Here is a 24,436-nt window from a genome sequence, read left to right on the forward strand (position 1 = left end):
TAAAGGTTCATACCTGAGGGAAACGGGCGCGGCGCTCCAGATCGTCGAGGTCGATGTGGTTGCGCATGTACTGCTGGCTGGCGTCGACCCAGGGCTGGTGATCCCAGCTGGTTCGCTTGCCCTGGCTCAGCGCTTCGGCCACCAGTCGGCGGCGACGCTGGCTGGCCAGGGTGGCGGCGTGGATCGCCGGAACGTCCCAGCGCTCGCGGGCCTCGGCGAGGAAGCCGGCGAGGATGCCCTTGTGCTCGCTGCAGTCGGCCAGGTTGTGGCGTTCCTGCGGGTCGCTGTCGAGGTTGAACAGCAGCAGCGGGTCCTGCTCGGAGTAGACGAATTTCCATGGGCCGCGGCGGATCATCATCAGCGGGCTGAGCGTGCCTTCGGCCATGTATTCGCCGAGCACTTCGTTATGGCCGCCTTCACCCTTGAGATGCGGCAGCAGTGAGCGGCCTTCCAGCTCCAGGCCGGCATCGACCTGGCCACCGGCGAGTTCCACCAGGGTCGGCAGCAGATCGAGGGTGGAGACCGACTGGCTGACCCGATGCGCGGCGAAGCGCTTCGGTGCATGCACCAGCAGCGGCACGCGGGCCGACATCTCGAACCAGTGCATCTTGTACCAGAGGCCACGTTCGCCAAGCATGTCGCCGTGGTCGCCGGAGAAGACGATCAGGGTGTCTTCGGCCAGACCGCATTCTTCCAGCGTCTTCAGCAGCTTGCCGATGTTGTCGTCGATATAGCTGCAGGCGCCGAAATAGGCGCGGCGGGCGTCGCGGATCTTATCCTCGGGTAACGGCTTGTCCCACAGGTCGATGACCTTGAGCAGGCGTTGCGAGTGCGGATCCTGCTCGGCCTGCTCGATGTGCTGATGTGGCATGGGAATGTCCACATCTTCGTAGCGATCCCAGTATTCACGGGGAATGGTGTAAGGGTCGTGCGGGTGGGTCATCGATACGGTCAGGCAGAACGGCTGCTCGGGTGTCATGCGGACGTGGTCGTAGAGATACTGGCGGGCCTTGAACACCACCTCCTCATCGAAGTCCAGCTGGTTGCTGCGCACGCAGGGGCCGGCCTGCAGCACCGAGGACATGTTGTGGTACCAGCTGGCGCGCACGTCCGGCGCGTCCCAGTTCACCGCCCAGCCGTAGTCGGCCGGGTAGATGTCGCTGGTCAGACGCTCCTCGTAACCGTGCAACTGGTCCGGGCCGCAGAAGTGCATCTTGCCCGACAGCGCCGTGCGGTAGCCGAGGCGGCGCAGGTAGTGGGCGTAGGTCGGCACGTCGGCCGGAAAATCGGCGGCATTGTCATAGGCGCCTATCTTCGACGGCAGCCGGCCGCTGACCAGAGTGAAGCGCGACGGCGCACAGAGTGGGCTGTTGCAGTAGGCCGAGTCGAACACCACGGCCTGCTCGGCCAGTTTCATCAGGTTGGGCATCTGCACCGGCGAGGCGGCATCGTGCAGCGGCAGGATCGGCGCGGCCAACTGGTCGGCCATGATGAAAAGGATGTTCGGGCGCTTCATGTGGCGGCTATTCCATACTGTGTGTTTATGCGACAGTGCTGGCGCCATGATTCCGGTAGAACGGCGGCAGGGTAAACCCGGCTGCGACACATGTCTCGGATAAGTAGAGCTTATGTTTAAAGCCTTCGATGGGGTGTCGCTCGACGCGCTGCGGGTGTTCGAGTCGGCGGCGCGCCAGCTCAGTTTCACCGCTGCCGCCAACGAGCTGGGCAGCAGCCAGCCGGCCATCAGCCAGCAGATCAAGCGCCTCGAGCAGCAACTGGCCACGCGCCTGTTCGACCGCGTCTATCGCGGCATTGTCCTGACGGAGGCTGGCGAACTGTTGCTAGGCCATGTGCAGGAAGGGCTGACAGCCCTCGATGCGGGCCTGGCGGCGGTCACCGCGCGGCAGCAGCACGAAGTCCTGCAGGTGGCCACCGACTTCGCCTTCGCCGCCTACTGGCTGATGCCGCGCCTGCAGCGCTTCAATCGCCTGTACCCGGAGGTGGACGTCAGCCTGATCACCAGCGAGCGTGACCCGGCCACGGTGCCCAGTGACATCGACGTGGCGATCCGCTTCGGTGACGGTCGCTTCAAGCATGGCGAGGCGCATCTGCTGTTTCGCGAAGAGGTTTTCCCGGTGTGCAGCCCGCGCCTGCTCGGCGAGCGTCAGCCTCCGCTGCCGACCAAGGTGCTGACCGAGCTGCCGCTGCTGCACCTGCGCCCGGAACACCGCTCACGCTGGTTCGAATGGGAGGGACTGTTCCGTGTCCTCGGCATCGCCAGCCCGCCGACACCAGGTGCCCTGCGCTTCGATAACTACACGCTGTTGATCCAGGCCGCCATCGCAGGGCAAGGTGTGGCCATCGGCTGGCGCCATCTGGTGGATGAACTTCTCGCTCAGGGACTGCTCTGTCGTCTGGGTGACGCTGAAGCATATTCGGCGCTTGGCTATTACCTGGTGCTGCCCGAGCGCAAGCGTCGCCAGCGCCTGACCGCGCGTTTCGTCGACTGGCTGCAGGCCGAACTGAATTCTCCGGCAGCGAGCGTTTGATCGGACCATACTGCAATAGCCAAGCGTGAGTCCCTATACTGAGCGGCGCCGCACAGGTCGGTCTTTCTTCATTGCCGGCCGCGGCCTTTCCACTCCAACCGGTGAAGTGAACCGTGAAACTCCGTCATTCGATATTGGGCCTGCTGCTGTGTGGCAGCCTTGTTGTTTCGAACCTCCAGGCCGCGCCGGCCCAGCCCAAGCAGGAGCTGGCCGCAGGTAGCGCCCTGCTGATCGATCTGAAGACCGGCCAGGAACTGTATTCCAGCAACCCGGACCTGCGCCTGCCGGTTGCCTCCGTCACCAAGCTGATGACCGCCATGGTGGTACTCGACGCCAAGCTGTCGCTGGACGAGGTGCTGCCGATCACCATCCGCGACACCAAGGAAATGCAGGGCGTGTTCTCCCGCGTGCGCATCGGCAGCGAGATCACCCGCCGCGAAATGCTGCACCTGGCGCTGATGTCCTCGGAGAACCGCGCGGCTGCCAGCCTCGCTCACCATTATCCGGGTGGCCACGCGGCCTTCGTCGCGGCGATGAACGCCAAGGCCAGGGCACTGGGCATGCACAACAGCCATTTCGTCGAGCCCACCGGCCTGTCCGAGCAGAATGTCGCCACTGCGCGCGACCTGGCGCTGATGGTCAAGGCGGCCAATCAGTACCCGCTGATCCACCAGTTCAGCACCGATTCCGAAGCCACCGTGGCCTTTCGCAAGCCCAACTACACACTGGGCTTTCGCAATACCAACGCTCTGGTGCGCAAGGCGGACTGGAACATCGACCTGAGCAAGACCGGCTTCACCAACGCCGCCGGTCGCTGCCTGGTGATGGCCACCACCATTGCCAACCGTCCGGTCGCCTTCGTGGTGCTCGGCGCCTTCGGCAAGTACACGCACATGGCCGACGCCAACCGCCTCAAGCGCTGGATGGAGACCGGCAAGATCACTCCTGTGCCGGCCGCCGCGCTCAGCTACAAGCAGCAGAAGCTGGCCGAATGGAGCCTGCAGGCCGCGCAGTGACCTCAAGTTGACGATGCACAAAGGGCGACTCGGTGAGTCGCCCTTTTTCATTGTGCTGTCGTGTAGCCCGGATGCAAGCCGGGGAAACAGTCAAAAGGCCCCGGGTTGCATCCGGGTTACGGTCAATCTTCCTCAGTCGTGAGCCGTCAGCGCGGACTGCCCAGCCGCTCGCTGAGAAAGTCGAGAAAACAGGTGATGCGCGAAGCCAGCGCCGTGTTGCGGTAGTACACCGCGTTGATCGGCTGACGGGCCTCTACGCGCTGCCCGGCCAGTACCTCCACCAGGGCACCGCTGGCGCGAGCGGCCTCGGTCATGAAGTCCGACAGGCACACCAGACCCTCGCTGGCCAGAGCCAGCTCGAGAACGGTATCGCCGCTGGAGGCACGCAGGCTCGGGGTAATGCGCCAGCGCTCGCCGAGGGCATGGCGCAGCGGCCATTCGTTGAGGCTGTCGGGCTCGGTAAAGCCGATCAGGCTGTGCTGCGCCAGGTCTTCGGTACGTGCCGGCGTGCCATGACGCGCCAGATACGCAGGGCTGGCCAGCACCCGGCGATAGCTGTGGCACAGCGGCCGGGCGTGCAGGCTGGAATCCGGCAGGTTGCCGATACGGATGGCCAGGTCGGTACGTCGCTCCAGCAGGTCGATGATGCGGTCGTCACTGTTCAGTTCCAGCTCGATCTGCGGATAAAGCGCGCGAAATTCGCCGATCAGCGGCACTATCACGTGCAGCATGAACGGTGAGGCAGTATTGATGCGCAGGCGTCCGGCCGGCGCCTGGCGACGCAGGGCCATCTGCTCCTCGGCGTCCTCGACGCTGGCCAGGATGCGCCGTGCCTGAGACAGGAAAACCTCGCCCTCCTCGGTCAGTTCCAGGCGCCGGGTGGTGCGGCGCAGCAGGGTGACGGCGAGCTTTTCTTCCAGGCGGCTCAGTGCACGGCTGACGCCGGATGCGGTCTGATCCAGTTGTTCGGCCGCGGCGCTGATCGAGCCGCTGTCGACCACGCTGACGAAGGCGAGCATTTCTTCCAGGCTGGTCTTCATTGTTGATCTTCAGTCAAAGGTGTTTGCCGGGTTGTTGGCTTTTTCCGCATGAGTCTGGCGCGGATACTGCTCCACCTCAACTCCGCTCGCCGTCAGTGGGGTTCTGCAACCCTGCCGGATCGACGAGACCGAACCTTCTGTCGCCGTTCCGGCCTGATGTTGACCGGCGCTTCGTAATCCAGCAGGAGATTGTTCATGAAGTTCATTCCACCCTTCGGTCTCGGCACCTTCCGCCTCAAGGAACAGGTCGCCATCGACTCGGTGCGCACCGGCCTGGAGTTGGGCTACCGGCATATCGACACGGCGCAGATCTACGGCAACGAGGTTGAGGTTGGCCAGGCCATCGCCGCCAGCGGCGTGGCCCGCGACGAGTTGTTCGTCACCACCAAGATCTGGACCGAGAACCTCGGCAGCGGCCGGGTGATCGCCAGCCTGAAGGAGAGTCTGCAGCGCCTGGGGCTGGAGCGGGTCGACCTGACCTTGATCCACTGGCCGTCGCCGAATGACGAGATACCCGTGGCGCAGTATCTGGGCGAGCTGCTGGAGGCCAAACGCCAGGGCCTGACTGCAGCCATCGGCGTATCCAACTTCACCATCGCTCACCTGCGTCAGGCCATCGAGGCCGTGGGCCTGGAGGAGATCGCCACCAACCAGGTGGAAATCCATCCGCTGCTGCAGAACCGCAAACTGGTGAATTTCGCCCGTCAGCAGGGCATCCATTTGACCGCCTACATGCCGCTGGCCTACGGCAAGGTGCTGGTCGAGCCGGAAATCCAGCGCATCGCCGCCGCTCATGGCGTCAGCCCGGCGCAGGTTGCCCTGGCCTGGTCGCTGCAGCAGGGCTACACGGTGATTCCGTCCTCGACCAGGCGCGAGAATCTGGCCGCCAACCTGGCAGCTGCCGAGCTGCGCCTGAGCACCGAAGACATGGCTGCCATCGAGGCGCTGGATCGTGGCGAGCGCGTTGCCAACCCGGGCTTTGCGCCGCGCTGGGATTGAGCCGTCCGTGTGGGTGCGCATGGCGCACCTGACCACGAATGTGTGAGAGGGGCTTTAGCCGCGACTCTGGTTTCTATCTGCCGCCAGCTATATCGATCAGCGCCCCGGTGGTGTAGCTGGCCTTGTCGCCGAGCAGCCAGACGATCGCCTCGGCGACTTCCTCTGCGCGTCCGGCGCGACCAAGCGGTGTGGTCTTGCCGAGGCGCTCGGCGCGGTCCGGCTGGCCGCCGCTGGCGTGGATCTCGGTGTCGATCAGTCCGGGGCGGACGGCGTTGACCCGCACGCCTTCGCCGCCCAGCTCCTTGGCCAGACCGCGCGTCAGCACATCCATGGCGCCTTTCGCTCCGGCGTAGTCGACGTACTCGAAGGGGGCGCCGAGGCTGGCCGCTATCGATGACACCAGTACCATCGAGCCCCCCTCGCCACCGCGGCTGCGGGCCATGCGGCGCGCGCCCTCGCGGGCGGTCAGGTAGCTGCCCAGGACGTTGACGTCGAACATGCGCCGCAGGCGCTCGCCACTCATTTCCAACAGCGGCATGGGTGGGGCGACGATCCCGGCGTTGACTACCAGGCCATGCAACGGGCCGAGCTTGTCCATGGCCTCGAACAGGCGCTGCACGTCCTCTTCGGCGGCCACATCGCCGGGCAAGGCGAGGGCCTTGCCGCCCATGGCTTCGATCTGCGCCACCACTTCGTCGGCGGCGGCGCGGTCGCTGCGGTAGTTCACCCCGACCGTCCAGCCCCTGGTCGCTGCCAGGATGGCGGTGGCACGGCCAATGCCCCGACTCGCACCAGTGATCAGCAGGTTCTTGCTCATATTGGACTCCTTGAGGGTTTCGTGGGGCCTGCTTTGCGCCGATCCGGCCAGTGCCGGTCAGGCTCGCTGCATTGGTTCTATCAGAACAGGGTCAGCGCTGATAGCGGATGCAGGCTTGAGTATGTGCGCACTTTATTGGTGCGAAATGGCTGTTTGTATTGGTGCTTTGAGCATCGTTATGGGGCGTTTTTCAGATTTGTGTGTCTGGATATGGCTCTCAGTGCGTCGCAGCCCCGGATAGGCGATTGTCGGCAAGTAGAGCCCTTTGCTGGGCTCTTTGCGTTCCCGCACCTTACAAGGGCACAGGCGGCTGGATTTCCCTTGCCGTTAATCGTCGAGGGCGCAGTTTTTGCTAGTAATCAGGGGGTTGTCTCATGTTCTGGGTGCGCCGCGGGCGTACACAGTGCTGACCTGCCATCCCCTCCGCTGTAGTCATCAGTCTGGGGCTGATTTAAGGAGCCGCGATGGAACACAACGTCTCACTCATCACAATGCTGGCAGGGGGCTTCGGCCTCGCGCTGATTTTCGGCTTCATCGCCGAAAAGATCCGCCTGCCAGCATTGGTCGGTTATCTGTTTGCCGGCATCGTCATGGGCCCGGCCACGCCCGGCTTCGTCGCCGATGTGGAACTGGCCCCGCAGCTGCTGGAAATCGGCGTGATGCTGCTGATGTTCGGCGTCGGTCTGCACTTTTCCCTGAAAGATCTCCTGGCCGTCAAGAAGATTGCCCTGCCTGGCGCAGTGGTACAGATGGGGCTTGCCACCGGGCTTGGGCTGGGCATCGCCAGCTGGTGGGGCTGGACCTTCGGCGAGAGCCTGCTGCTCGGCCTGTCGCTGTCCTGCGCCAGTACCGTGGTGCTGCTGAAGGCCCTGGAAACTCGCGGCATCCTCGACTCGATGAACGGCCGCATCGCCGTCGGCTGGCTGGTGGTGGAAGATCTGGCCACCGTACTGGTACTGGTTCTGCTGCCGCCGTTGGCCGGCGTACTGGGCGGTAACAGCCCGGTCGGTGATGCCAGTCAGCCGCTATGGTATGTGCTGGGTGTCACCATGCTGCAGGTTGCCGGTTTTATCGTGGTGATGCTGGTGGTTGGTCGCCGCGTGCTGCCGTGGATGCTGATGCAGATTGCGAAAACCGGCTCGCGTGAACTGTTCACCCTTTCCGTGGTGGCCGCTGCGATTGGCATCGCCTACGGTGCGGCCATGCTGTTCCACGTGTCGTTCGCGCTGGGTGCGTTCTTCGCGGGTACGGTCATGCGAGAGTCGGACCTGTCGCACCGTGCGGCAGAGGAGTCCCTGCCGCTGCGCGATGCGTTCTCGGTATTGTTCTTCGTGTCCGTGGGTATGCTGTTCGATCCTGCGGTGCTGATTTCCGAACCGCTGCATGTGCTGGCCGTGGTGGCCATCGTGATTGTTGGCAAGGGCCTGGCCGCGGTATTTATCGTGCTGGCCTTCCGCTACCCGCTGAACACGGCGCTGACCGTGGCGGCGAGTCTGGCGCAAATCGGCGAGTTTTCCTTCATTCTCGCCGGCCTGGGCATGGCCTTGGGGCTGTTGCCACAGGAGGGCATGAGCCTGGTACTCGCCGGCGCGCTGATATCCATAGCGTTCAACCCGTTGGTCTTCGGCATGATCCAGCCATTCAAGAACCTGGTGCTCAAGCGCTCGGCTCTGGCGCGGCGTCTGGAGCACCGCGCCGACCCACTGGCCGTCCTGCCGATGAGCACCGAGAAGAAATTCCTCGAAGGTCAGGTGGTCGTGGTCGGCTATGGTCGCGTGGGCCGACGCATCGTCAGGGCGCTGGGCGAGCGGAACATCCCGTTCGTGGTGGTCGAGCAGAATCGCGAGCGCGTCGAACAGATTCGTGCCGAAGGCCTGGCCGCGGTCAGTGGTGACTCGGGTGATCCGGGCACGCTGATCCAGGCGCACATTGCCAAGGCCTCGATGCTGGTCATCGCCACACCGGATCCGATGAACGTGCAGCGCATGGTGGAAATCGCCCGTGCGCTCAACCCGGACATCGAAGTGGTGATCCGTACCCACAGTGCCGATGCCGTGCAGATCTTCCGTCGCGATGGCATTGGCGAGGTGTTCTTCGACGAAGAAGAACTGGCGCGCGGTATGAAGAACCACATCCTGTCCAAGTTTGCCCCGTCCGAGGCCGAGAGCTACAAGCCGGCTCACAATCACTGACCGGCGGGCAGACACGAGCCGCTGGCGGAGCAATCCGTCAGCGGCTTTTTCATGAGCGCCGTTCTGGCCAGTATCGGGCCGGGGGCTGCCTGTGCTGGAAAGCTTCGATCAGCCGGTGCGGATCTTCATCGCCAGGAATCAATTGAAGGCCAAACGCCGACCTTCTCCTGCCTCAAGAGGGATATGAGCGCAGCGCTTTTTGCCTTGTCTCGCTAATCCCTGCGCGGCCACCCAGCGCCAGCCGAGTTGCAAAAGCGGATCGGAACCATCGTGGCGTCGCCTAACCTAAACATTATCCTCGCCGGTAATGGAATACCGCCGGCGGCGGAATCGGGTTTGGGGATCCGGCTGCCTTGCTCTGTCCTCGCGCCCCTTTCGAAAACGCGACCATAGGACGATACCCGTGTCTGCACTTCTCGAAGCCTTTTCCGGCTGGCTATGGAGCTACCTCGCCATTCCCATGCTGCTGCTCAGCGGGGCGTACCTGTCCTTCGTCTGCCGTGGCGTGCAGATCCGCCTGATTCCGGAAATGTTCCGGGTCATTACCGAGCGCAATCATGGCGACAAGCAGGCCATCTCCTCGTTCAAGGCCTTCACCATTTCCGCCGCCTCCCGTGTCGGCACTGGCAATATCGCCGGGGTGGCCACTGCCATCGCTCTCGGCGGGCCGGGGGCAGTGTTCTGGATGTGGATGGTGGCGCTGCTCGGCGGAGCAACCTCCTTCGTGGAGTCGACCCTAGGCCAGTTGTACAAGTCCGAAAAGGAGTATCGCTACCACGGCGGGCCTGCCTACTACATCCAGCGTGCGCTGGGCTGGCGCTGGCTTGCGGTGATCTTCGCGGTGATGATCAGCATCACCTACGGCCTGGTGTTCAACTCGGTGCAGGCCAACTCCATTGTCGATGCCATGCAGACCTCGTTCGGCGGCGAAGGTGGCAGCGAGACACTGGCCTGGGGCATCGGTATCGTGCTGACTGTGCTCACCGGACTGATCATCTTCGGTGGCGTGCAGACCATCTCCAAGGTTTCGGTGACGGTGGTACCAGTGATGGCCGTGCTGTATCTGGGCATCGGCGCGCTGGTCATTCTGCTCAATATCGATCGCGTGCCGGCAATGTTCGGCGAGATCTTCACGCATGCCTTTGGCCTTCGTGAAATCGCCAGCGGCGGGGTCGGTGCGGCGATCATGATGGGCGTGCGGCGCGGCCTGTTCTCCAACGAGGCGGGCATGGGATCGGTGCCCAATGCCAGCGCCACGGCCTCCGTCTCGCATCCGGTCAAGCAGGGCCTGGTACAGACGCTGGGGGTGTACTTCGACACCCTGGTGATCTGCACCATGACGGCAGTGATCATCCTGCTGGCGGACCCCAGCCACGCCTATGGCGACCAGACCCTCGGCGCCAGCCTCACGCAATGGGCACTGGCCGCGGAACTGGGCAACTGGGCGATCCACTTCCTGAGCTTTGCCATCCTGCTGTTTGCCTTCACCTCGGTGATCGGCAACTACTACTACGGCGAATCGAACATCCAGTACATGTTCGGCGGCAAGCTGTGGCTGCAACCGTTCCGCGTGCTGGTGCTGGCCTTTGTACTGATCGGCTCTGTGGCCAAGGTTTCGGTGGTGTGGGCCATGGCCGATGTGTTCATGCCCCTGCTGGCGCTGACCAACCTGATCGCCATCGTACCGCTGGCCGGCATCGTCGCACGGCTGCTCAAGCATTACCGGGATCAGCGCCGTCAGGGTGTGGAGCCGGTGTTTCACCGCGACGACATGCCGGATCTGAAGAACATCGAATGCTGGGATGGCAGCGACCATGTCACGCGCGCCGAGACCTACGGTGATGCTGCGGTGAGGGCGCTGAAGAACTGAGCGAAGAAGCGTTCAGGCATAAAAAACCGCTGCACATGCAGCGGTTTTTTATGCCTGGGCAGTGGCTTGCGATCAGCGTCGCGCGCCGCGTACCCCTTCGGCCAGTTCGCGGCACAGGCCGAGCACGCCGTCGATGGCCTGCTGCGGGCTTTTCGCCTCGGCGATCTTGTCGATCAGCGCCGAGCCGACCACCGCGCCTTCGGCGCGCTTGGCCACTTCGGCAGCATGGGCCGGGGTGCGGATGCCGAAACCGATGCACACCGGCAGATCGGTATGACGGCGCAGGCGAGTCACCGCTTCCTCGACGTGATCCATGGTCGCCGCACCGGCGCCGGTTACGCCGGCCACCGACACGTAGTAGACGAAGCCGGAGCTGCCGGCCAGCACGGTCGGCAGGCGCTCGTCGTCGGTGGTCGGGGTGGTCAGGCGGATGAAGTCGATGCCTGCGCTCTGCGCCGGTTCACACAGCTCATCGTTGTGCTCCGGCGGCACGTCGACCACGATCAGTCCGTCGACACCGGCAGCCTTGGCATCGGCGATGAAGCGCTCCACGCCGTAGACGAAGATCGGGTTGTAGTAGCCCATCAGTACCAGCGGCGTGCTTTGGTTGCCTTCGCGGAATTCGCGAACCATCTGCAACGTCTGTTTCATGTCCTGCCTGCCGGCCAGCGCGCGGATGTTGGCGAGCTGGATGGCCGGGCCGTCGGCCATCGGGTCGGTGAACGGCATGCCCAGCTCGATCACATCGGCACCGGCTTCCGGCAGGCCCTTGAGGATGCTCAGCGAGGTGGCGTAGTCGGGGTCGCCGGCGGTGATGAAGGTCACCAGCGCGGCGCGGTTTTCCGCTTTCAGTTCGGCAAAACGGTTCTGCAGGCGGCTCATGCGTGCTTCTCCTGGTTGTCCTGCATGTGGTGCATCACGGTCTGCATGTCCTTGTCGCCACGACCGGACAGGTTGATCACCATCAGGTGATTCTTGGGCAGGCTGGGTGCACGTTTGAAGGCTTCGGCCAGCGCGTGAGACGACTCCAGCGCCGGGATGATGCCTTCCAGGCGGCAGCAGTGGTGGAAGGCTTCGAGGGCTTCGTCATCGCTGATCGGCACGTATTCGACGCGCTTGATCTCGTGCAACCAGGCGTGTTCCGGGCCGACGCCGGGGTAGTCGAGGCCGGCGGAAATCGAATGGGCATCGGCGATCTGACCGTCCTCGTCCTGTAGCAGGAAGGTACGGTTGCCGTGCAGCACGCCCGGCGCGCCACCAGCCATGCTCGCCGCATGCTTGCCGGTGTCGATACCGTGGCCGGCCGCCTCGACGCCAACGATCTGCACGCCTTGGTCATCGAGGAAGGGGTGGAACAGGCCGATGGCGTTGGAGCCGCCGCCGATGCAGGCCACCAGCGAGTCGGGCAGGCGCCCTTCCTTCGCCAGGATCTGCTCGCGCACTTCGTTGCCGATCACCGACTGGAAGTCGCGCACCATGGCCGGGTACGGATGCGGGCCGGCGGCGGTGCCGATCAGGTAAAAGGTGTTGTGGACGTTGGTTACCCAGTCGCGCAGGGCTTCGTTCATGGCGTCCTTGAGGGTGCCGGTGCCGGCGGTGACCGGGATCACCTCGGCGCCGAGTAGCTTCATGCGGAAGACGTTGGCCTGCTGGCGGTCGATGTCGGTGGTACCCATGTACACCACGCACTGCATGCCGAAGCGCGCGGCCACGGTGGCGGTAGCCACGCCATGCATGCCGGCGCCGGTCTCGGCAATGATGCGTTGCTTGCCCATGCGTTTGGCCAGGAGGATCTGGCCAATGCAGTTGTTGATCTTGTGCGCGCCGGTGTGGTTCAGGTCTTCGCGCTTGAGGTAGATCTTCGCTCCACCGAAGTGCTCGCTCAGGCGCTCGGCGTAATACAGCGGGCTGGCGCGGCCGATGTAGTCGCGCTGGAAGTAGGCGAGCTCTTCGAGGAAGGCCGGATCGTTCTTGGCCTTCTCGTATTCGGCGGCCAGTGAATTGATCAGCGGCATCAGGGTTTCGGCGACGAACTGACCACCGAAACGGCCGAACAGGCCGCGGGCGTCGGGGCCGGTGCGAAATGAGGTCATGGCGTGCTCCTTGTCGACAGCGCGGGGCTGGCCGGGCGAGTGAGAGATGGGGCCATTCTAGCCCCATGCGGCCCAGCGAAAAGCGATTTGATTGAGCTTATTCGTCAGAAAAACTCACAGGTGTGAACTGTGCGTCAGGGCACATTTCCGGATGCTCCGCTGGACGGCGCAGAACTCGGCAGCGCCTGATCAGTCCCAGCATCTGCGGCCGTGGGGTCGTTCTATCAGGGAGAAAGCGATGCGCAAGGTATTGGCGGCGGGCGTGATGGTGGCGGCTTGTGCGGCACAGGCGCAGACACTGGATCTGCATGGCATCGGCGTATCACGCGAGGTTCCATGCAAGGGGCTCGATGTGAGCGTCACCGGCAACGGCAATCAGTTCCGCCTCACCGGCGACTGCGGCCAGGTCGAGGTCAACGGCTCCGAACAGCAGGTGAGTTTCGGCAAGGCCGCCGGTCTGGTGGTCACGGGCGTGAGGAACCGCATCGAGGCCGAGCGCGTCACCAGTCTCGAGGTCAGTGGCAGCGAGCACAACCTTGAAACCGAGGTGAGCGGCGATGGCGGGCAGGCGGCGTCGGTTGCCATATACGGCGAAGGCAACGTGCTCGATCTCGACCTCGGCGGTCCGGTACTGATCGAGATAAACGGTCTCAGCCAGCAACTGACCTGGAGCGGCGATGAGCCGCAGATCGAGACCACAGGCGTCGATCACCGTATCAGGCAGGACTGATCGGCGCGGCAGGTTGGCGCCCGGCGGTGAACGTGATTAGATGGCGTCGAATCGTCAGAAAAAATCACCTCTCCATGAGCCGCGACCTGCCACCACTCAATGCCCTGCGCGCCTTCGAGGCGGCCGCCCGACTGCAAAGCGTCAGCCGCGCCGCCGAGGAGCTGCACGTCACCCACGGCGCGGTCAGCCGGCAGATTCGTGTGCTCGAAGAGCAGCTCGGCCTCGGTCTGTTCGAAAAGGATGGCCGTGGCGTCAAGCTCACCGCCGCCGGCCTGCGCCTGCGCGACGCCACCTCGGAAGCCTTCGAGCGCCTGCGTGATACCTGCGCCACGCTGCGCCGCGAAACCGAGGAACGTCCCTTCGTCCTTGGATGTCCGGGCAGCCTGCTGGCGCGCTGGTTCATTCCGCGTCTCGATCGCCTGCAGCGCGAGTTGCCCGAGCTGCGCCTGCAGCTATCGGCCAGCCAGGGCGAGCTGGACCCGCGCAGCGCAGAGGTGGACGCCACCCTGCTGTTTGCCGATCCGCCCTGGCCGGCCGACATGCAGGTGTTCGAGCTGGCGCCGGAGCGCATCGGCCCGGTGCTCAGCCCGCGCTACGGCAACCATGCGCAGTTGGCTGCTGCGCGGCCCGAAGCGCTCTACGCCGAGCCGCTGCTGCATACCACCTCGCGCCCGCAGGCCTGGCCGCAGTGGGCGCAGGCCCAGGGGCTGGCGCCCGAGCGCCTGCAGCAAGGCCAGGGTTTCGAGCATCTCTACTATCTGCTGGAAGCTGCTGCGGCGGGGCTCGGTGTGGCCATCGCGCCGCAGACGCTGGTCGCCGATGATCTGCGCGCCGGGCGTCTGGTCGCGCCCTGGGGCTTCGTCGAAACCAGTGGCTACCTGGCGCTGTGGACGCGCCGCGCCGACCCACGCAGCGAGCGCCTGGCGCACTGGTTACGCAAAGAGCTGGCGGCCTGAGCACGACAGCGCTGGCCGGCTGCCAACGCGATAGATGACACTTGTGCCGGGCAGGCTAGTCTGAAGGAGAACCTACAAGTCACAGGAGCTCCGCCATGACCGACCACCACACCTACAAGAAGATCGAGATCGTCGGCTCGTCTCGTACCAGCATCGAAGATGCCATCGAAAACGCGCTGGCCGAGTGCGCCAAGAGCGTACGCAACATGGACTGGTTCGAAGTGATCGATACGCGCGGCCATATCGAGAATGGCAAGGTCGGCCACTATCAGGTCACGCTGAAGATCGGCTTTCGCCTGAGCGATAGCTGATGCCGTGGGCGTCGAGGAAGGCGAAGAAGGCTTCACGGCTGGAATAGCGCGGCTGGTAGCCGAACTCGTCTTTCAGGCGCTGATTGCTCGGCACCGGCCGATAGCGCAGAAAGTCCAGTTGCTCCGGGCCGTACTGACTCAGCCCCAGCGGCTTGAGCAGGCGTAGCGCGCCGGCGATGCTCTGATGACCAGCCACGCCGAGACCTTTGGCGCGTCGTTCGGCCTGCTCGACAGCGGCCTGGTGCAGGAGGAAGTGCCGCTGCAAACCCAGCCGCGCCAGCCTCAAGCTGTTGACCCAGGGTGGCGAACCGTTGGGCCACCTATGCTATGCCACGGTCGGCAACAGATCGATGTTCACCATCTTTACCTGCGTGTATTTCGAGCAGGCGGGACTTCGAGGCGTTCATCGCGCGCAGGCTGCGGGCATTGCGTGAACCGGCACGATGACCCCGTGCTGGCCTGGGCTGGCGACAGGCTGGGCTGGGGGGGACTGAGCGGCCCCGCTTTGCTGCCTCAACCGAAGAACCAGTAGGTAACGCTGATTGCGGCGATGACGCCAGCCAGTTCCGCCAGCAGGGCGCAACCTACTGCGTGGCGCGCACGCTGGATACCGACCGCACCGAAGTACACCGCCAGCACGTAGAAGGTGGTTTCCGTACTGCCCTGGACGATCGCCGCCGCCAGCGCGGGAAAGCTGTCCACGCCATGGGTCTGCATGGTTTCGATCAGCATCGCGCGTGCGGCACTGCCGGAGAACGGCTTGACCAGGGCCGTGGGCAGCGCGTCGACGAAGCGCGTGTCCCAGCCGAAGGTTTCCACTATCCAGCGGATGCCGTCGAGGCCGAACTCCAGCGCACCGGAAGCGCGTAGCACGCCTATGGCGCAGAGCATCGCCACCAGGTAGGGCAGCAGGCTCTTGGCGATATCGAAGCCCTCGCGTGCGCCCTCGATGAACTGTTCGTAGACCTTGACCTTGCGCAGCGTGCCAACCAGCAGGAAGGCGAGGATCACGCCGAACAGGGTGAGGTTGCCGAGCAGCGAGGACAGGGCTGCCAGTGCCGTGGCGCTGAGCCCGGCCAGCAGGGCCATGAAGCCGCCGAGTAGCAGTGCGCCGGGAATCAGATAGGCCAGCACCACCGGGTCCCACAGGCGCAGACGTTGCATCAGTGCCACCGACAGCAAGCCCACCAGGGTCGAGGCGCTGGTTGCCAGCAGGATTGGCAGGAACACCAGGGTCGGATCTACGGCGCCCTGTTGCACGCGGTACATGAAGATCGATACCGGCAGCAGGGTCAGTGACGAGGCATTGAGCACCAGAAAGAGAATCTGTGCATTGCTTGCGGCGAGCTTGTCCGGGTTAAGTTCCTGCAGGCTGCGCATGGCTTTGAGGCCGATAGGCGTGGCGGCGTTGTCCAGGCCCAGGCCGTTGGCGGCGAAGTTCATGGTGATCAGTCCCAGCGCAGGATGGCCGCGCGGCACTTCCGGCATCAGGCGGGCGAATAGCGGGCCCAGCACGCGGGCCAGGCTATCCACCAGGCCGGCCTGCTCGGCGATGCGCAGGAGGCCGAGCCACAGGGTCATGGTGCCGAACAGCAACACCATCACTTCCACTGACAGCTTGGCCATGGCGAACAGGCTCTCGACCATGGCACCGAATACCGTCGGGTCATCGCCGATCAGCCAGCGGGAGAAGCCCGCGACCGCTGCCACCAGAAAAAAGCTCAGCCACAGGCCATTGAGCATGCTGCACCCCCTCGTCGTTCTGGCGGGGGATGATAACGCGTCGACCCGTTCCGTGGGCCTCGGGAAAATTGCCGCTCCTCAGCGATCTCGCTGTGGCAGCGCGTCCCTGCGTGGAACAGCCGGCATCTTCCTAGTACCAGTTCGGATCGCTGCGCAGCTGCTCCATCAGCATCTTGCGGACTTCCTCGTCCGGGTCGCCCAGCCAGCGCAGGGTCGCGTGTTCACTGGGGGCGCGATCCTCCGGCAGGCCTTCCGGTACCTGCACGTAAAGCGCATAGGCGTCGTCGTCCTCCCACTCGAAGGCGAGGTAGGCGCGCTGGCTGAAACATCTCTGGGCTTCGCACACCTGGCCGACCAGGTAGCGATCGTTATCGGCTTCCAGCGCCTGCATGGGGGTGGAAAGGCCGCTGAGATTGATCAGCCAGTCCGGCAGGCGCTCTTCATCCTTGACCAGATCCTGCCAGGCTTCACGGTACTCGGTATTGCTGCTGAGCAGCTCGCCCGGATGGAAGCTGGCGTCGTGATCGGCGGCCTGAGCCGCCAGGGCGCCGCCCAATAGCAGGGCGGCAGCGATGGCGTGGATCGAATGCATTTACGTCTCCCTACATCCGTGGGCGGCGGCCCATCACGAACGAGATGATGAACAGCACCAGGAACACAACGAACAGGATCTTGGCGATACCTGCAGCGGTGCCGGCAATACCACCGAAGCCCAGTACAGCGGCGATGATGGCGATGATCAGGAATGTGACTGCCCAACTAAGCATGGTGTTTCTCCTTGATGGATCAGTGGGTAATGGCCCAGGTAGGCCAGGGGTCTTGCGCGTTGCTTGATACCGTTGGCTGGGGAGCGGCGCCCGTGGGCAGCTCCAGCTCGGCGGTGTTTCGGCTCGCGCACAGGGTCTGGCCAATCAGCAGGACGCTGGCGAGCATCAGGCTGAGCAGAAGCAGCAAGCTGGCAAGTACCAGAGCAACTATCCACATGGCGGTTCTCCTGTTGCGTTTGAGGCGGATGGCAAGCATTCCGTCTCTTCCTTTTTTGCATCGCGACCGGTGCATTACCGATCGCCCACCAAGGACATTGCAGTGCTCGTGCCAGACTTTTCGTTTAAGTAAAATCTTTGAAAATCATTGGCTTATGTCGGTGCGTGGCTGTCTGATTGCGGGCATCCTGCCCGAATGAGCTTTTCTGATCGTGCGTTTTGCCCGACGGGCCATGGGTTGTGTGGGCCTTGCCGATAGCCAGAGTGGTCGCTCGCCGACTGCGCAGTCGGTATACTCGCTGCGCCCGCGTGCCATGCGGGTTCCGCGCCCAGAACAACAACCGCGCCGCGAGTCCGAGCTGATGAACGACTACGAACAGGAAGACCCGATTCCCCAGGGTGACCTTGCCCTGCAGATCACCGCATTGCCGCGCGAGACCAATGGTTTTGGTGATATCTACGGTGGCTGGCTGGTGTCGCAGATGGATCTCGCCGGTACCGCCATGGCGAGCAAGGTGGCAGGTGGGCGTGTGGCGACCGTGGCCATCGATCGCATGGCGTTTCTGGTGCCGGTGGCCGTGGGCGCGCAGCTGTCCTTCTATACCCAGGCGCTGGAGATCGGCCGCAGCTCGATCCAGATGATGGTCGAGGTATGGAGCGACGATCCGCTGTCCAACGAATGGCGCAAGGTCACCGAGGCGGTGTTCGTCTTCGTCGCCATCGACGGCAGTGGCCGCACCCGCCCGGTACCGCCGCGCCGCGGCTGATACTCGCAACGAAGTAATGAAAACGCCGGCTATAAGCCGGCGTTTTGTTTTGCTCCGAGAGGTCAGCCTCGGATGTTGTAGATGTCTTTCTCGTTGCTTTCCGCATAGTCGTACAGACGTTGCAGGTAGGCCTTCTGCTGCTCCCAGACCTTCTTCGCGACCGGGTCGGCGTTGGCCGAGGCTTCGACCACTTCGGTGGCGACTTCCTTCAGGCGAGCCAGTACTTCGTCAGGCAGGCGACGGACATCGACGCCTTCGGACTTGAGCTGCTCCATGGCCTCCATGTTCTTGGCGTTGTAGTCGTCGAGCATGTCGCCATTGATCGCGCGAGCGGCGCTGCGAACGATGGCTTGCAGGTCGGCCGGCAGGGTTTCCCAGGCCTTGAGGTTGACGTCCAGCTCGAACTGTACGCTCGGCTCCTGCCAGCCCGGGGTGTAGTAGTACTTGGATGCCTTGTGCAGACCCAGGGCCAGGTCGTTGTACGGGCCGATCCATTCGGTGGCGTCGATGGCGCCGGTCTGCAGCGCGGTGAAGATCTCGCCGGCCGGCATGTTGACCACGGTTCCGCCCATCTTGGTCAGCACTTCGCCGCCCAGGCCCGGGGTGCGCATCTTCAGACCCTTGAAGTCGTCGACCGAAGTGATTTCCTTGTTGAACCAGCCGGCGGTCTGTACACCGGTGTTGCCGCAGGCCATCGGCAGTACGCCGAACGGTTTGTACACCTCTTCCCACAGCTGCATGCCGCCGCCGTAGTGCAGCCAGGCGTTCATTTCCAGTGCGTTGGGGCCGAACGGCAGGGCGCAGAAAAACTGCGCTGCCGGTACCTTGCCCTTCCAGTAATACGGTGCGCCGTGGCCCAGTTCGGCTGTGCCGCGGGAAACTGCATCGAATACTTCCAGCGCCGGCACCAGCTCGCCTGCAGCGTAAATGCGGACTTTCAGGCGACCGTTACTCATTTCCTCCACGAGCTTGGCGAAGCGCTCTGCGCCTACGCCTACGCCGGGGAAATTCTTCGGCCAGGACGTAACCATCTTCCAGGTGAAGGTTTGCGAGCTCGAGCCCTCTTGAGGCGCGGCGGCGCTTTTCGAATCTTCTTTGCAACCAGCCAGGGCGGTTGCGGCAAGGCCTACGCCCGCTGCGGCGAGTATGTCGCGACGTTTCATTCGATGCTCCTTTTTTGTTGTATTGGTCTGACCACGGGATCGCCGGCGTCAAACCCGACCTGAGTAACATAAGGCGGCGACACCCTCAAGCCACGGAAGTGCGACTAAAGTTGTAGTGGCATTGCTGATCCGCGCGCAGCCCGCATAAAATCGCCGCCCGCACCCCACAAGGATGCGCTCGGCGCGACGACATGCCAACAGGCTCGTCGTCATGTCCATAAACCATAACGATAAGGACTCCCTATGTCCGACAAGCCTTCAGTACCCCTCAAGCTTGCATGCCTCATCGACAGCCTTAACGGCTGGATCGGCAGAGTAATCGCCTGGCTCACCCTGTTCCTGGTCTTAGGTACCGCTGTTGTGGTGGTGCTGCGTTATGGCTTCGGTATTGGCGCCACTGCCCTGCAGGAGGCCGTTCTCTACGCTCACGCGCTGGTCTTCATGGGCGCTTCTGCCTGGGTTCTGCAGCGTAACGGTCACGTGCGCGTAGACATCTTCTTCCAGAAATTCAACGGTCGTCGGCAGGCGGTGGTGGAGCTCTTCGGCACACTGTTCCTGCTGCTGCCGGTCTGCCTGTATCTCGGCTGGGCCAGTTGGGACTACGTGGCCAACTCCTGGGCGACCAAGGAGATTTCCAACGAAACCGGCGGGCTGCATTTCGTCTACCTGCAGAAGAGCATCATCCTGGTGCTGGCTGCGGCCATGAGCCTGCAGGGCCTGTCCAATCTGATCAAGGCTGCGTACATCATCGCTGGCCGCATTCCGGCGCCGGAGGTGAAGCATGGCTGAGGTGATGGCGATTCTGTTGTTCATCAGCATCTGTGTGGTGCTGATGGCTGGCTTCCCGGTGGCGTTTACGCTGGCGGGTGTTTCCCTGTTGTTCGCCGGCCTTGGTGTGCTCACCGGGACCTTCGATCCGGGATACCTGAGCGCACTGCCCAACCGTCTGTTCGGGATCATGAACAACCAGACCATGCTGGCTGTGCCGCTGTTCGTGTTCATGGGGGTGATGCTGGAGAAGTCCAGGGTCGCCGAAGATCTGCTTGAGTCCATGTCGCGCCTGTTCGGCCGCATGCGTGGCGGCCTGATCATCTCGGTCTGCGTAGTGGGCGCTCTGCTGGCCGCATCGACTGGTATCGTCGGCGCCACCGTGGTGACCATGGGCCTGCTGGCCCTGCCGACCCTGCTCAAGCGCGGCTACGACCCGGGCGTAGCCACCGGTACTCTGGCTGCCACCGGTACTCTGGGCCAGATCATTCCACCGTCGATCGTGCTGGTGCTGCTGGGGGACGTGATGTCCAGCGCCTACCAGCAGGCGCAACTGAAGATGGGCATCTTCTCGCCCAAGACCGTGTCGGTCGGCGACCTGTTCATGGGCGCGCTGATTCCGGGCCTGGTGCTGGTCGGTCTGTACGTGCTCTATCTGGTCGCGATGATCTTCATCAAGCCGGAGAAGATGCCGGCGATTCCCCAGGAGGAGCTGGGTGAAGTGCAGTGGGGCAAGCTGCTTGGCGCCCTGGTGCCGCCGCTGGCGCTGATCGTCATCGTGCTGGGGTCGATCCTTGCCGGTTTTGCCACCCCCACCGAAGCGGCTGCTATCGGTGCCGTTGGTGCGACGCTGCTGGCGCTATTCAAGGGCCAGCTGAACATCCCTCAGCTACGTAATGTGGCTCATGGCACCACCGAGATCAGCTGCATGGTGTTCCTGATCCTAATCGGTGCCTCGTTGTTCTCGCTGATCTTCCGCGGCTTCGGTGGCGAGCATCTGATCGAAGAGGTGTTCCACTCGCTGCCGGGCGGCGTGCTGGGTGCTTTCTTCCTGGTGATGCTGGTGATCTTCCTGCTCGGCTTCATCCTCGACTTCATCGAAATCATTTTCGTGGTGGTGCCGATTGTCGGGCCGGTACTGCTGGCCATGGGGCTCGACCCGATCTGGCTGGGTGTGATGATCGCGCTGAACCTGCAGACGTCGTTCCTCACACCGCCGCTGGGCTTCTCGCTGTTCTACCTGCGTGGCGTCACGCCACGTTCGGTGACTACCGGCACCATGTATCGCGGTGTGATGCCCTTCATCGGTATCCAGTTGCTGATGCTGGTGATCGCCTACCTGTTCCCGGGCATCATCACCTGGCTGCCGGAGCAGATTTACGGCAAATAAGCGTCACTGGTGCGGTTTGGAAAACGCCCGTCCTCGTGACGGGCGTTTTGCTTATTGCGTTGTCACACTATGCATCATCCATCTCAAGGAGAGGTCGTAATGAGCGCTGCCCAAGTCGAACGCGTGGAACTGGATCAACTGATCTGCTGGCGAATTCGTGCTGCTGGCAGCGAACTGCTGGTGACGCAGCAGGGCGCGCAGATACTTGGTTACCGACAGGCCGAGCAGCCACCGCTGATCTGGCTGAGCCCGGACGCGGCTTATCGAACCGGGCAAAGCGTGCGCGGTGGTGTGCCGGTGTGCTGGCCCTGGTTCGGCGATCTGCAGCGCAATCCGCAGGCAGTCCAGGCGCACTATCAGCTGGAGCAGGCGCCGGCCCATGGCCTTGTGCGCGCGCTGGACTGGGAGTTGCTGAGCATCGACGAGGAGGACGACGCCGTCACCCTGCGTTTCGCCTACGACACCCGCAATCGGCCATTGGAGGGCTGGCCTCGGGATGTCGGCCTGAGCTTCGTCGTACGTCTGGCAGACGATTTGAGCATGGGGCTGGAAACCCACAATCGTGGTGACACGCCACTGACCCTGAGCCAGGCACTGCACAGCTACTTCGCCGTCAGCGATGTGCGCCAGGTCAGCGTCGAAGGACTGCAGGGCTGCCGCTACATCGATACCCTGCTGGACTGGCAGGAGATGCGTCAGCAGGAGGCACCGGTGTTCGATGCCGAGACGGATCGCATCTACTTCGATACACCTGCGCGTCTGAGCATCGTCGATCCGGGCTGGGGCCGGCGCATCCATCTGGATACCCGTGGCTCACGTTCGGCCGTGCTGTGGAATCCGTGGATCGACAAGGCCAGGCGCCTTTCACAGTTTCCGGATGAGGCCTGGCAGGACATGCTCTGCATCGAAACGGCCAATGTTCTGGAGGATGTCGTGCAGCTTCAGCCCGACGAACGGCACCGACTCGATCTGCGCCTTTCCAGCGACAGACTGCATCCCTGACCCCGCCCCCCGTCTTCTTGTGCCCTGACATAAAAGTCAGGGCGCCGACCGCGTTCGTTGTCACAAAAAATAATGGCATGAAGCCATTAAATGTGACGCGCCACTAATTTGCCAGTAAGTTATTTCTTACAACTATCAGCGAACTTGTCTGATTGGTAAAAACTCGATCACAACTTGTTCCGAGTGGCGACAACATTACTGGTACGGATGTTCCGTTAATTCTTTGAAAGATCTCTTTGAATGTTAGGCATTTCACACTTCCGGCGGTTGCCCAACATCGTTCATGGGGCTAGGATGCCCGTCCTGTAAGGATCTTGCGCAATTTGTTGCACAAACTACTGTGCAAAAAGTTGCGCATTTTGATGTGTTTGACCGGGTTGGATGGCTCGGTCTAGTGCAATGAAGTTGCCCACTTTAAATAGGCGAGTCATGGAATGACGTACTCCAGCAAGCTGACCGCGCATTATCTCAATTTGGCCAAGTCTCCTATTAATGAGGGGAACTTCGCCGGTGAAGATGTGCGGTATTCCAGCGAATTCGAGATGCTGGAGCTCGAACTGGGCAAGGCCTCTTCCCTGCATGAAACCGGTGCCATCGACTGGCAGAAGATCAGGGAAGGCAGCGAGAACCTGCTGACCACTCAATCCAAGGATTTGCGCGCCGCTACCTGGCTGACATGGGGGCTGTTCCAGCGCGAATCCTTCGCCGGCCTCCAGGCTGGTCTGAACCTGCTGCATTACCTCTGCGAACATCACTGGCACGAACTGCACCCGCGCAAGCCGCGGACTCGTGCTGCTGCCCTAAACTGGCTGCTACCGCGCCTGGAGCAGGCGCTGGCCGAGCATGTGCCGATCAGCGAGCAGCTGCCGCTGTTTCGTCGTCTGGCCGAGCATCTGCACGGCCTCGAGGCCAGCCTGTCGAGTCATCTTGGCGAAGACTCGCCGCTGCTGCTGCCGCTGTGCCGGCGTCTCGACGAGCAAATCAAGCGCGCCAGCCAGGGGCAGGCCGAACCCGGTGCCGTGGGCGCCGCCATCGCGCAGGTCAAGCAGGTCGCTACTCAGATCATCACGGGCGCCGGTCCCATCGATAACGAGAAGGACGCGCACAAGGCACTGCGTAACCAGCAGGACTCGGCCCGTCCACTGTGCGCCTGGTGGCTGAAGAACAAGGCCACCGACCTCAAGCCGCTGCGCCTGGCGCGCACCCTGTTGTGGCTGCCCATCGAGTCGCTGCCCGAGCGCAACGCCGAACACATCACTGCCCTGCGCGGCCTGCCGGCCGACAAGCTGGCCTCCTACAAGGAGCGTTTCGCCCAGGGTGCCTATGCCGATCTGCTCGTCGACCTGGAAGCCAGCATCGTCCGCGCGCCTTTCTGGCTCGACGGCCAACGCCTGGTCTGGGAATGCCTGCAGGAGCTCAAGGCCGATCAGGCCATGCGCGAGGTGGAGATCCAGCTCGCGTTGTTCCTGCAGCGCGTGCCGGGCCTCGACGAGCTGCGTTTCCACGATGGCGTGCCCTTCGCCGATGCCGAGACGCGCGCCTGGATCGGCGCGCATGTACTGCCGCACCTGCAGGCGCCGGAAGTGGAGAAGAAACCTGCCGCCAGCGAGCAGGGTGCCACGCCGCCCTGGGAAGAAGCCCTGCAGCAGGTGCTGCCGGGCCTGCGCAAGGACGGCCTGAAGGCTGCCGTGCAGCAGCTCAAGCAGGGCATGTCGCGCGCCCGTGGTGGACGCGAGCGCTTCTTCTGGCAACTGACCCTGGCCCGTCTGTGCTTCGCCGCGAAGAAGTACGACCTGGCCAAGACCCAACTCGAATCGCTCGACCAGACGCTGCAGACCTCCGGCCTCGGCGAGTGGGAACCCGATCTCGCCCTGGATGTGCTGCGCCTGTTGCACAACTGCTGCGAGCTCCTGCCGCAGAACCATGCGGTGCGCGACAGCAAGGACGAGATCTACCGCAGGTTGTGCCACCTCGACCTGGAGGTGGTGCTGGAGTAAGGCGCCAACACGCCAATCAAGGCCTCCGGGCCATCAACGCAAAGGAGAAC

23 protein-coding genes and 1 pseudogene are annotated in these 24,436 nt (G+C 63.3%); 13 read left to right on the plus strand and 11 right to left on the minus strand.

Translation table 11 applies throughout. The features are described from left to right. Positions 1-7: 7 nt before the first annotated feature. Complete coding sequence (betC, locus tag OEG79_RS00355; protein ID WP_264146931.1) at positions 8-1,516, minus strand: choline-sulfatase; 1,509 nt, start codon at positions 1,514-1,516, stop codon at positions 8-10. 112 nt (positions 1,517-1,628) lie between these two features. On the opposite strand from betC, the gene OEG79_RS00360 reads away from it, so the two are divergent. Beyond that, positions 1,629-2,549 carry a choline sulfate utilization transcriptional regulator gene (locus OEG79_RS00360; RefSeq protein WP_264146932.1) on the plus strand — a complete coding sequence of 307 codons (921 nt, stop codon included), beginning with the start codon at positions 1,629-1,631 and terminating at the stop codon, positions 2,547-2,549. A gap of 113 nt (positions 2,550-2,662) precedes the next feature. Continuing rightward, a complete protein-coding gene (gene pbpG / locus OEG79_RS00365) occupies positions 2,663-3,565 on the plus strand; it encodes a D-alanyl-D-alanine endopeptidase (RefSeq protein WP_264146933.1) in 903 nt (300 codons plus the stop codon). A 146-nt stretch (positions 3,566-3,711) separates the two neighbouring features. Here pbpG and OEG79_RS00370 read toward each other — a convergent pair whose 3' ends face one another. Continuing rightward, positions 3,712-4,605 carry a LysR substrate-binding domain-containing protein gene (locus OEG79_RS00370; RefSeq protein WP_264146934.1) on the minus strand — a complete coding sequence of 298 codons (894 nt, stop codon included), beginning with the start codon at positions 4,603-4,605 and terminating at the stop codon, positions 3,712-3,714. Between the two features lie 195 nt (positions 4,606-4,800). Here OEG79_RS00370 and dkgB point away from each other — a divergent pair, with 195 nt between their 5' ends. Then, positions 4,801-5,604, plus strand: a complete 804-nt coding sequence (gene dkgB, locus OEG79_RS00375; protein ID WP_264146935.1) for a 2,5-didehydrogluconate reductase DkgB — start codon at positions 4,801-4,803, stop codon at positions 5,602-5,604. A gap of 73 nt (positions 5,605-5,677) precedes the next feature. Here the strand turns inward: dkgB and OEG79_RS00380 are convergent, their stop codons facing one another. Next, a complete protein-coding gene (locus OEG79_RS00380) occupies positions 5,678-6,421 on the minus strand; it encodes an SDR family oxidoreductase (RefSeq protein ID WP_264146936.1) in 744 nt (247 codons plus the stop codon). A 464-nt stretch (positions 6,422-6,885) separates the two neighbouring features. Between OEG79_RS00380 and ybaL the strand changes: the two genes are divergently transcribed. Both ybaL and OEG79_RS00390 read left to right on the plus strand, forming a co-directional pair. Next, positions 6,886-8,613, plus strand: coding sequence for a YbaL family putative K(+) efflux transporter (gene ybaL / locus OEG79_RS00385; protein ID WP_264146937.1), 1,728 nt, complete (start codon positions 6,886-6,888; stop codon positions 8,611-8,613). Between the two features lie 403 nt (positions 8,614-9,016). Further along, the gene (locus tag OEG79_RS00390) at positions 9,017-10,483 is read left to right on the plus strand and encodes an alanine/glycine:cation symporter family protein (protein WP_264146938.1); all 1,467 of its coding nucleotides are present in this window, start codon (positions 9,017-9,019) and stop codon (positions 10,481-10,483) included. A 72-nt stretch (positions 10,484-10,555) separates the two neighbouring features. Here OEG79_RS00390 and trpA read toward each other — a convergent pair whose 3' ends face one another. Continuing rightward, a complete protein-coding gene (trpA, locus tag OEG79_RS00395; protein ID WP_264146939.1) occupies positions 10,556-11,365 on the minus strand; it encodes a tryptophan synthase subunit alpha in 810 nt (269 codons plus the stop codon). Further along, on the minus strand, positions 11,362-12,576 hold the full coding sequence (gene trpB / locus OEG79_RS00400) for a tryptophan synthase subunit beta (RefSeq protein ID WP_264146940.1): 1,215 nt from the start codon (positions 12,574-12,576) through the stop codon (positions 11,362-11,364). The genes trpA and trpB overlap by 4 nt, the downstream gene beginning before the upstream one ends. Before the next feature lie 238 nt (positions 12,577-12,814). Between trpB and OEG79_RS00405 the strand changes: the two genes are divergently transcribed. The 3 genes from OEG79_RS00405 to OEG79_RS00415 all read left to right on the plus strand — a co-directional run bounded on the left by OEG79_RS00405 (position 12,815) and on the right by OEG79_RS00415 (position 14,573). Further along, positions 12,815-13,306, plus strand: coding sequence for a DUF3060 domain-containing protein (locus OEG79_RS00405; RefSeq protein WP_264146941.1), 492 nt, complete (start codon positions 12,815-12,817; stop codon positions 13,304-13,306). A gap of 74 nt (positions 13,307-13,380) precedes the next feature. Further along, positions 13,381-14,262 carry a LysR family transcriptional regulator gene (locus OEG79_RS00410; protein ID WP_264146942.1) on the plus strand — a complete coding sequence of 294 codons (882 nt, stop codon included), beginning with the start codon at positions 13,381-13,383 and terminating at the stop codon, positions 14,260-14,262. A gap of 95 nt (positions 14,263-14,357) precedes the next feature. Continuing rightward, on the plus strand, positions 14,358-14,573 hold the full coding sequence (locus tag OEG79_RS00415; RefSeq protein ID WP_264146943.1) for a dodecin: 216 nt from the start codon (positions 14,358-14,360) through the stop codon (positions 14,571-14,573). Here the strand turns inward: OEG79_RS00415 and OEG79_RS00420 are convergent. From OEG79_RS00420 to OEG79_RS00440, 5 genes and pseudogenes are all read right to left on the minus strand, one after another. Then, a pseudogene (locus OEG79_RS00420) lies at positions 14,536-14,751 on the minus strand (epimerase); the annotation flags it as partial. The gene OEG79_RS00415 and the pseudogene OEG79_RS00420 overlap by 38 nt on opposite strands. 335 nt (positions 14,752-15,086) lie before the next feature. After that, positions 15,087-16,316, minus strand: a complete 1,230-nt coding sequence (locus tag OEG79_RS00425; RefSeq protein ID WP_264146944.1) for a nucleoside recognition domain-containing protein — start codon at positions 16,314-16,316, stop codon at positions 15,087-15,089. 130 nt (positions 16,317-16,446) lie between these two features. After that, the gene (locus tag OEG79_RS00430; RefSeq protein WP_264146945.1) at positions 16,447-16,908 is read right to left on the minus strand and encodes an inhibitor of vertebrate lysozyme family protein; all 462 of its coding nucleotides are present in this window, start codon (positions 16,906-16,908) and stop codon (positions 16,447-16,449) included. Between the two features lie 10 nt (positions 16,909-16,918). After that, a complete protein-coding gene (locus OEG79_RS00435; protein WP_024306218.1) occupies positions 16,919-17,083 on the minus strand; it encodes a DUF1328 domain-containing protein in 165 nt (54 codons plus the stop codon). Positions 17,084-17,102: 19 nt separating this feature from the next. Next, positions 17,103-17,300, minus strand: a complete 198-nt coding sequence (locus tag OEG79_RS00440) for a hypothetical protein (RefSeq protein WP_264146946.1) — start codon at positions 17,298-17,300, stop codon at positions 17,103-17,105. A 361-nt stretch (positions 17,301-17,661) separates the two neighbouring features. Here OEG79_RS00440 and OEG79_RS00445 point away from each other — a divergent pair, with 361 nt between their 5' ends. Continuing rightward, a complete protein-coding gene (locus OEG79_RS00445; protein WP_013713264.1) occupies positions 17,662-18,066 on the plus strand; it encodes an acyl-CoA thioesterase in 405 nt (134 codons plus the stop codon). Positions 18,067-18,128: 62 nt separating this feature from the next. Here the strand turns inward: OEG79_RS00445 and OEG79_RS00450 are convergent, their stop codons facing one another. Continuing rightward, positions 18,129-19,229 carry a TRAP transporter substrate-binding protein gene (locus OEG79_RS00450; RefSeq protein ID WP_264146947.1) on the minus strand — a complete coding sequence of 367 codons (1,101 nt, stop codon included), beginning with the start codon at positions 19,227-19,229 and terminating at the stop codon, positions 18,129-18,131. A gap of 243 nt (positions 19,230-19,472) precedes the next feature. On the opposite strand from OEG79_RS00450, the gene OEG79_RS00455 reads away from it, so the two are divergent. The 4 genes from OEG79_RS00455 (at position 19,473) to tssA (ending at position 24,386) form a co-directional block, all read left to right on the plus strand. Continuing rightward, complete coding sequence (locus OEG79_RS00455) at positions 19,473-20,018, plus strand: TRAP transporter small permease subunit (RefSeq protein WP_220804443.1); 546 nt, start codon at positions 19,473-19,475, stop codon at positions 20,016-20,018. Then, the gene (locus OEG79_RS00460; RefSeq protein WP_264146948.1) at positions 20,011-21,387 is read left to right on the plus strand and encodes a TRAP transporter large permease; all 1,377 of its coding nucleotides are present in this window, start codon (positions 20,011-20,013) and stop codon (positions 21,385-21,387) included. The genes OEG79_RS00455 and OEG79_RS00460 overlap by 8 nt, the downstream gene beginning before the upstream one ends. 99 nt (positions 21,388-21,486) lie before the next feature. Next, on the plus strand, positions 21,487-22,389 hold the full coding sequence (locus tag OEG79_RS00465) for a D-hexose-6-phosphate mutarotase (protein WP_264146949.1): 903 nt from the start codon (positions 21,487-21,489) through the stop codon (positions 22,387-22,389). 434 nt (positions 22,390-22,823) lie between these two features. Further along, positions 22,824-24,386, plus strand: a complete 1,563-nt coding sequence (tssA, locus tag OEG79_RS00470; protein WP_264146950.1) for a type VI secretion system protein TssA — start codon at positions 22,824-22,826, stop codon at positions 24,384-24,386. Positions 24,387-24,436: the final 50 nt, after the last annotated feature.

This window comes from Pseudomonas sp. Z8(2022), assembly GCF_025837155.1.
Classification (GTDB): domain Bacteria; phylum Pseudomonadota; class Gammaproteobacteria; order Pseudomonadales; family Pseudomonadaceae; genus Aquipseudomonas.

Bases quoted from the DNA above. Each gene is read 5' to 3' on its own strand.
- betC (WP_264146931.1), bottom strand. From the start codon at position 1,516: ATGAAGCGCCCGAACATCCTTTTCATCATGGCCGACCAGTTGGCCGCG.
- OEG79_RS00360 (WP_264146932.1), top strand. From the start codon at position 1,629: ATGTTTAAAGCCTTCGATGGGGTGTCGCTCGACGCGCTGCGGGTGTTC.
- OEG79_RS00370 (WP_264146934.1), bottom strand. From the start codon at position 4,605: ATGAAGACCAGCCTGGAAGAAATGCTCGCCTTCGTCAGCGTGGTCGAC.
- dkgB (WP_264146935.1), top strand. From the start codon at position 4,801: ATGAAGTTCATTCCACCCTTCGGTCTCGGCACCTTCCGCCTCAAGGAA.
- OEG79_RS00380 (WP_264146936.1), bottom strand. From the start codon at position 6,421: ATGAGCAAGAACCTGCTGATCACTGGTGCGAGTCGGGGCATTGGCCGT.
- ybaL (WP_264146937.1), top strand. From the start codon at position 6,886: ATGGAACACAACGTCTCACTCATCACAATGCTGGCAGGGGGCTTCGGC.
- trpA (WP_264146939.1), bottom strand. From the start codon at position 11,365: ATGAGCCGCCTGCAGAACCGTTTTGCCGAACTGAAAGCGGAAAACCGC.
- trpB (WP_264146940.1), bottom strand. From the start codon at position 12,576: ATGACCTCATTTCGCACCGGCCCCGACGCCCGCGGCCTGTTCGGCCGT.
- OEG79_RS00405 (WP_264146941.1), top strand. From the start codon at position 12,815: ATGCGCAAGGTATTGGCGGCGGGCGTGATGGTGGCGGCTTGTGCGGCA.
- OEG79_RS00410 (WP_264146942.1), top strand. From the start codon at position 13,381: ATGAGCCGCGACCTGCCACCACTCAATGCCCTGCGCGCCTTCGAGGCG.
- OEG79_RS00415 (WP_264146943.1), top strand. From the start codon at position 14,358: ATGACCGACCACCACACCTACAAGAAGATCGAGATCGTCGGCTCGTCT.
- OEG79_RS00425 (WP_264146944.1), bottom strand. From the start codon at position 16,316: ATGCTCAATGGCCTGTGGCTGAGCTTTTTTCTGGTGGCAGCGGTCGCG.
- OEG79_RS00430 (WP_264146945.1), bottom strand. From the start codon at position 16,908: ATGCATTCGATCCACGCCATCGCTGCCGCCCTGCTATTGGGCGGCGCC.
- OEG79_RS00435 (WP_024306218.1), bottom strand. From the start codon at position 17,083: ATGCTTAGTTGGGCAGTCACATTCCTGATCATCGCCATCATCGCCGCT.
- OEG79_RS00440 (WP_264146946.1), bottom strand. From the start codon at position 17,300: ATGTGGATAGTTGCTCTGGTACTTGCCAGCTTGCTGCTTCTGCTCAGC.
- OEG79_RS00445 (WP_013713264.1), top strand. From the start codon at position 17,662: ATGAACGACTACGAACAGGAAGACCCGATTCCCCAGGGTGACCTTGCC.
- OEG79_RS00450 (WP_264146947.1), bottom strand. From the start codon at position 19,229: ATGAAACGTCGCGACATACTCGCCGCAGCGGGCGTAGGCCTTGCCGCA.
- OEG79_RS00455 (WP_220804443.1), top strand. From the start codon at position 19,473: ATGTCCGACAAGCCTTCAGTACCCCTCAAGCTTGCATGCCTCATCGAC.
- OEG79_RS00460 (WP_264146948.1), top strand. From the start codon at position 20,011: ATGGCTGAGGTGATGGCGATTCTGTTGTTCATCAGCATCTGTGTGGTG.
- OEG79_RS00465 (WP_264146949.1), top strand. From the start codon at position 21,487: ATGAGCGCTGCCCAAGTCGAACGCGTGGAACTGGATCAACTGATCTGC.
- tssA (WP_264146950.1), top strand. From the start codon at position 22,824: ATGACGTACTCCAGCAAGCTGACCGCGCATTATCTCAATTTGGCCAAG.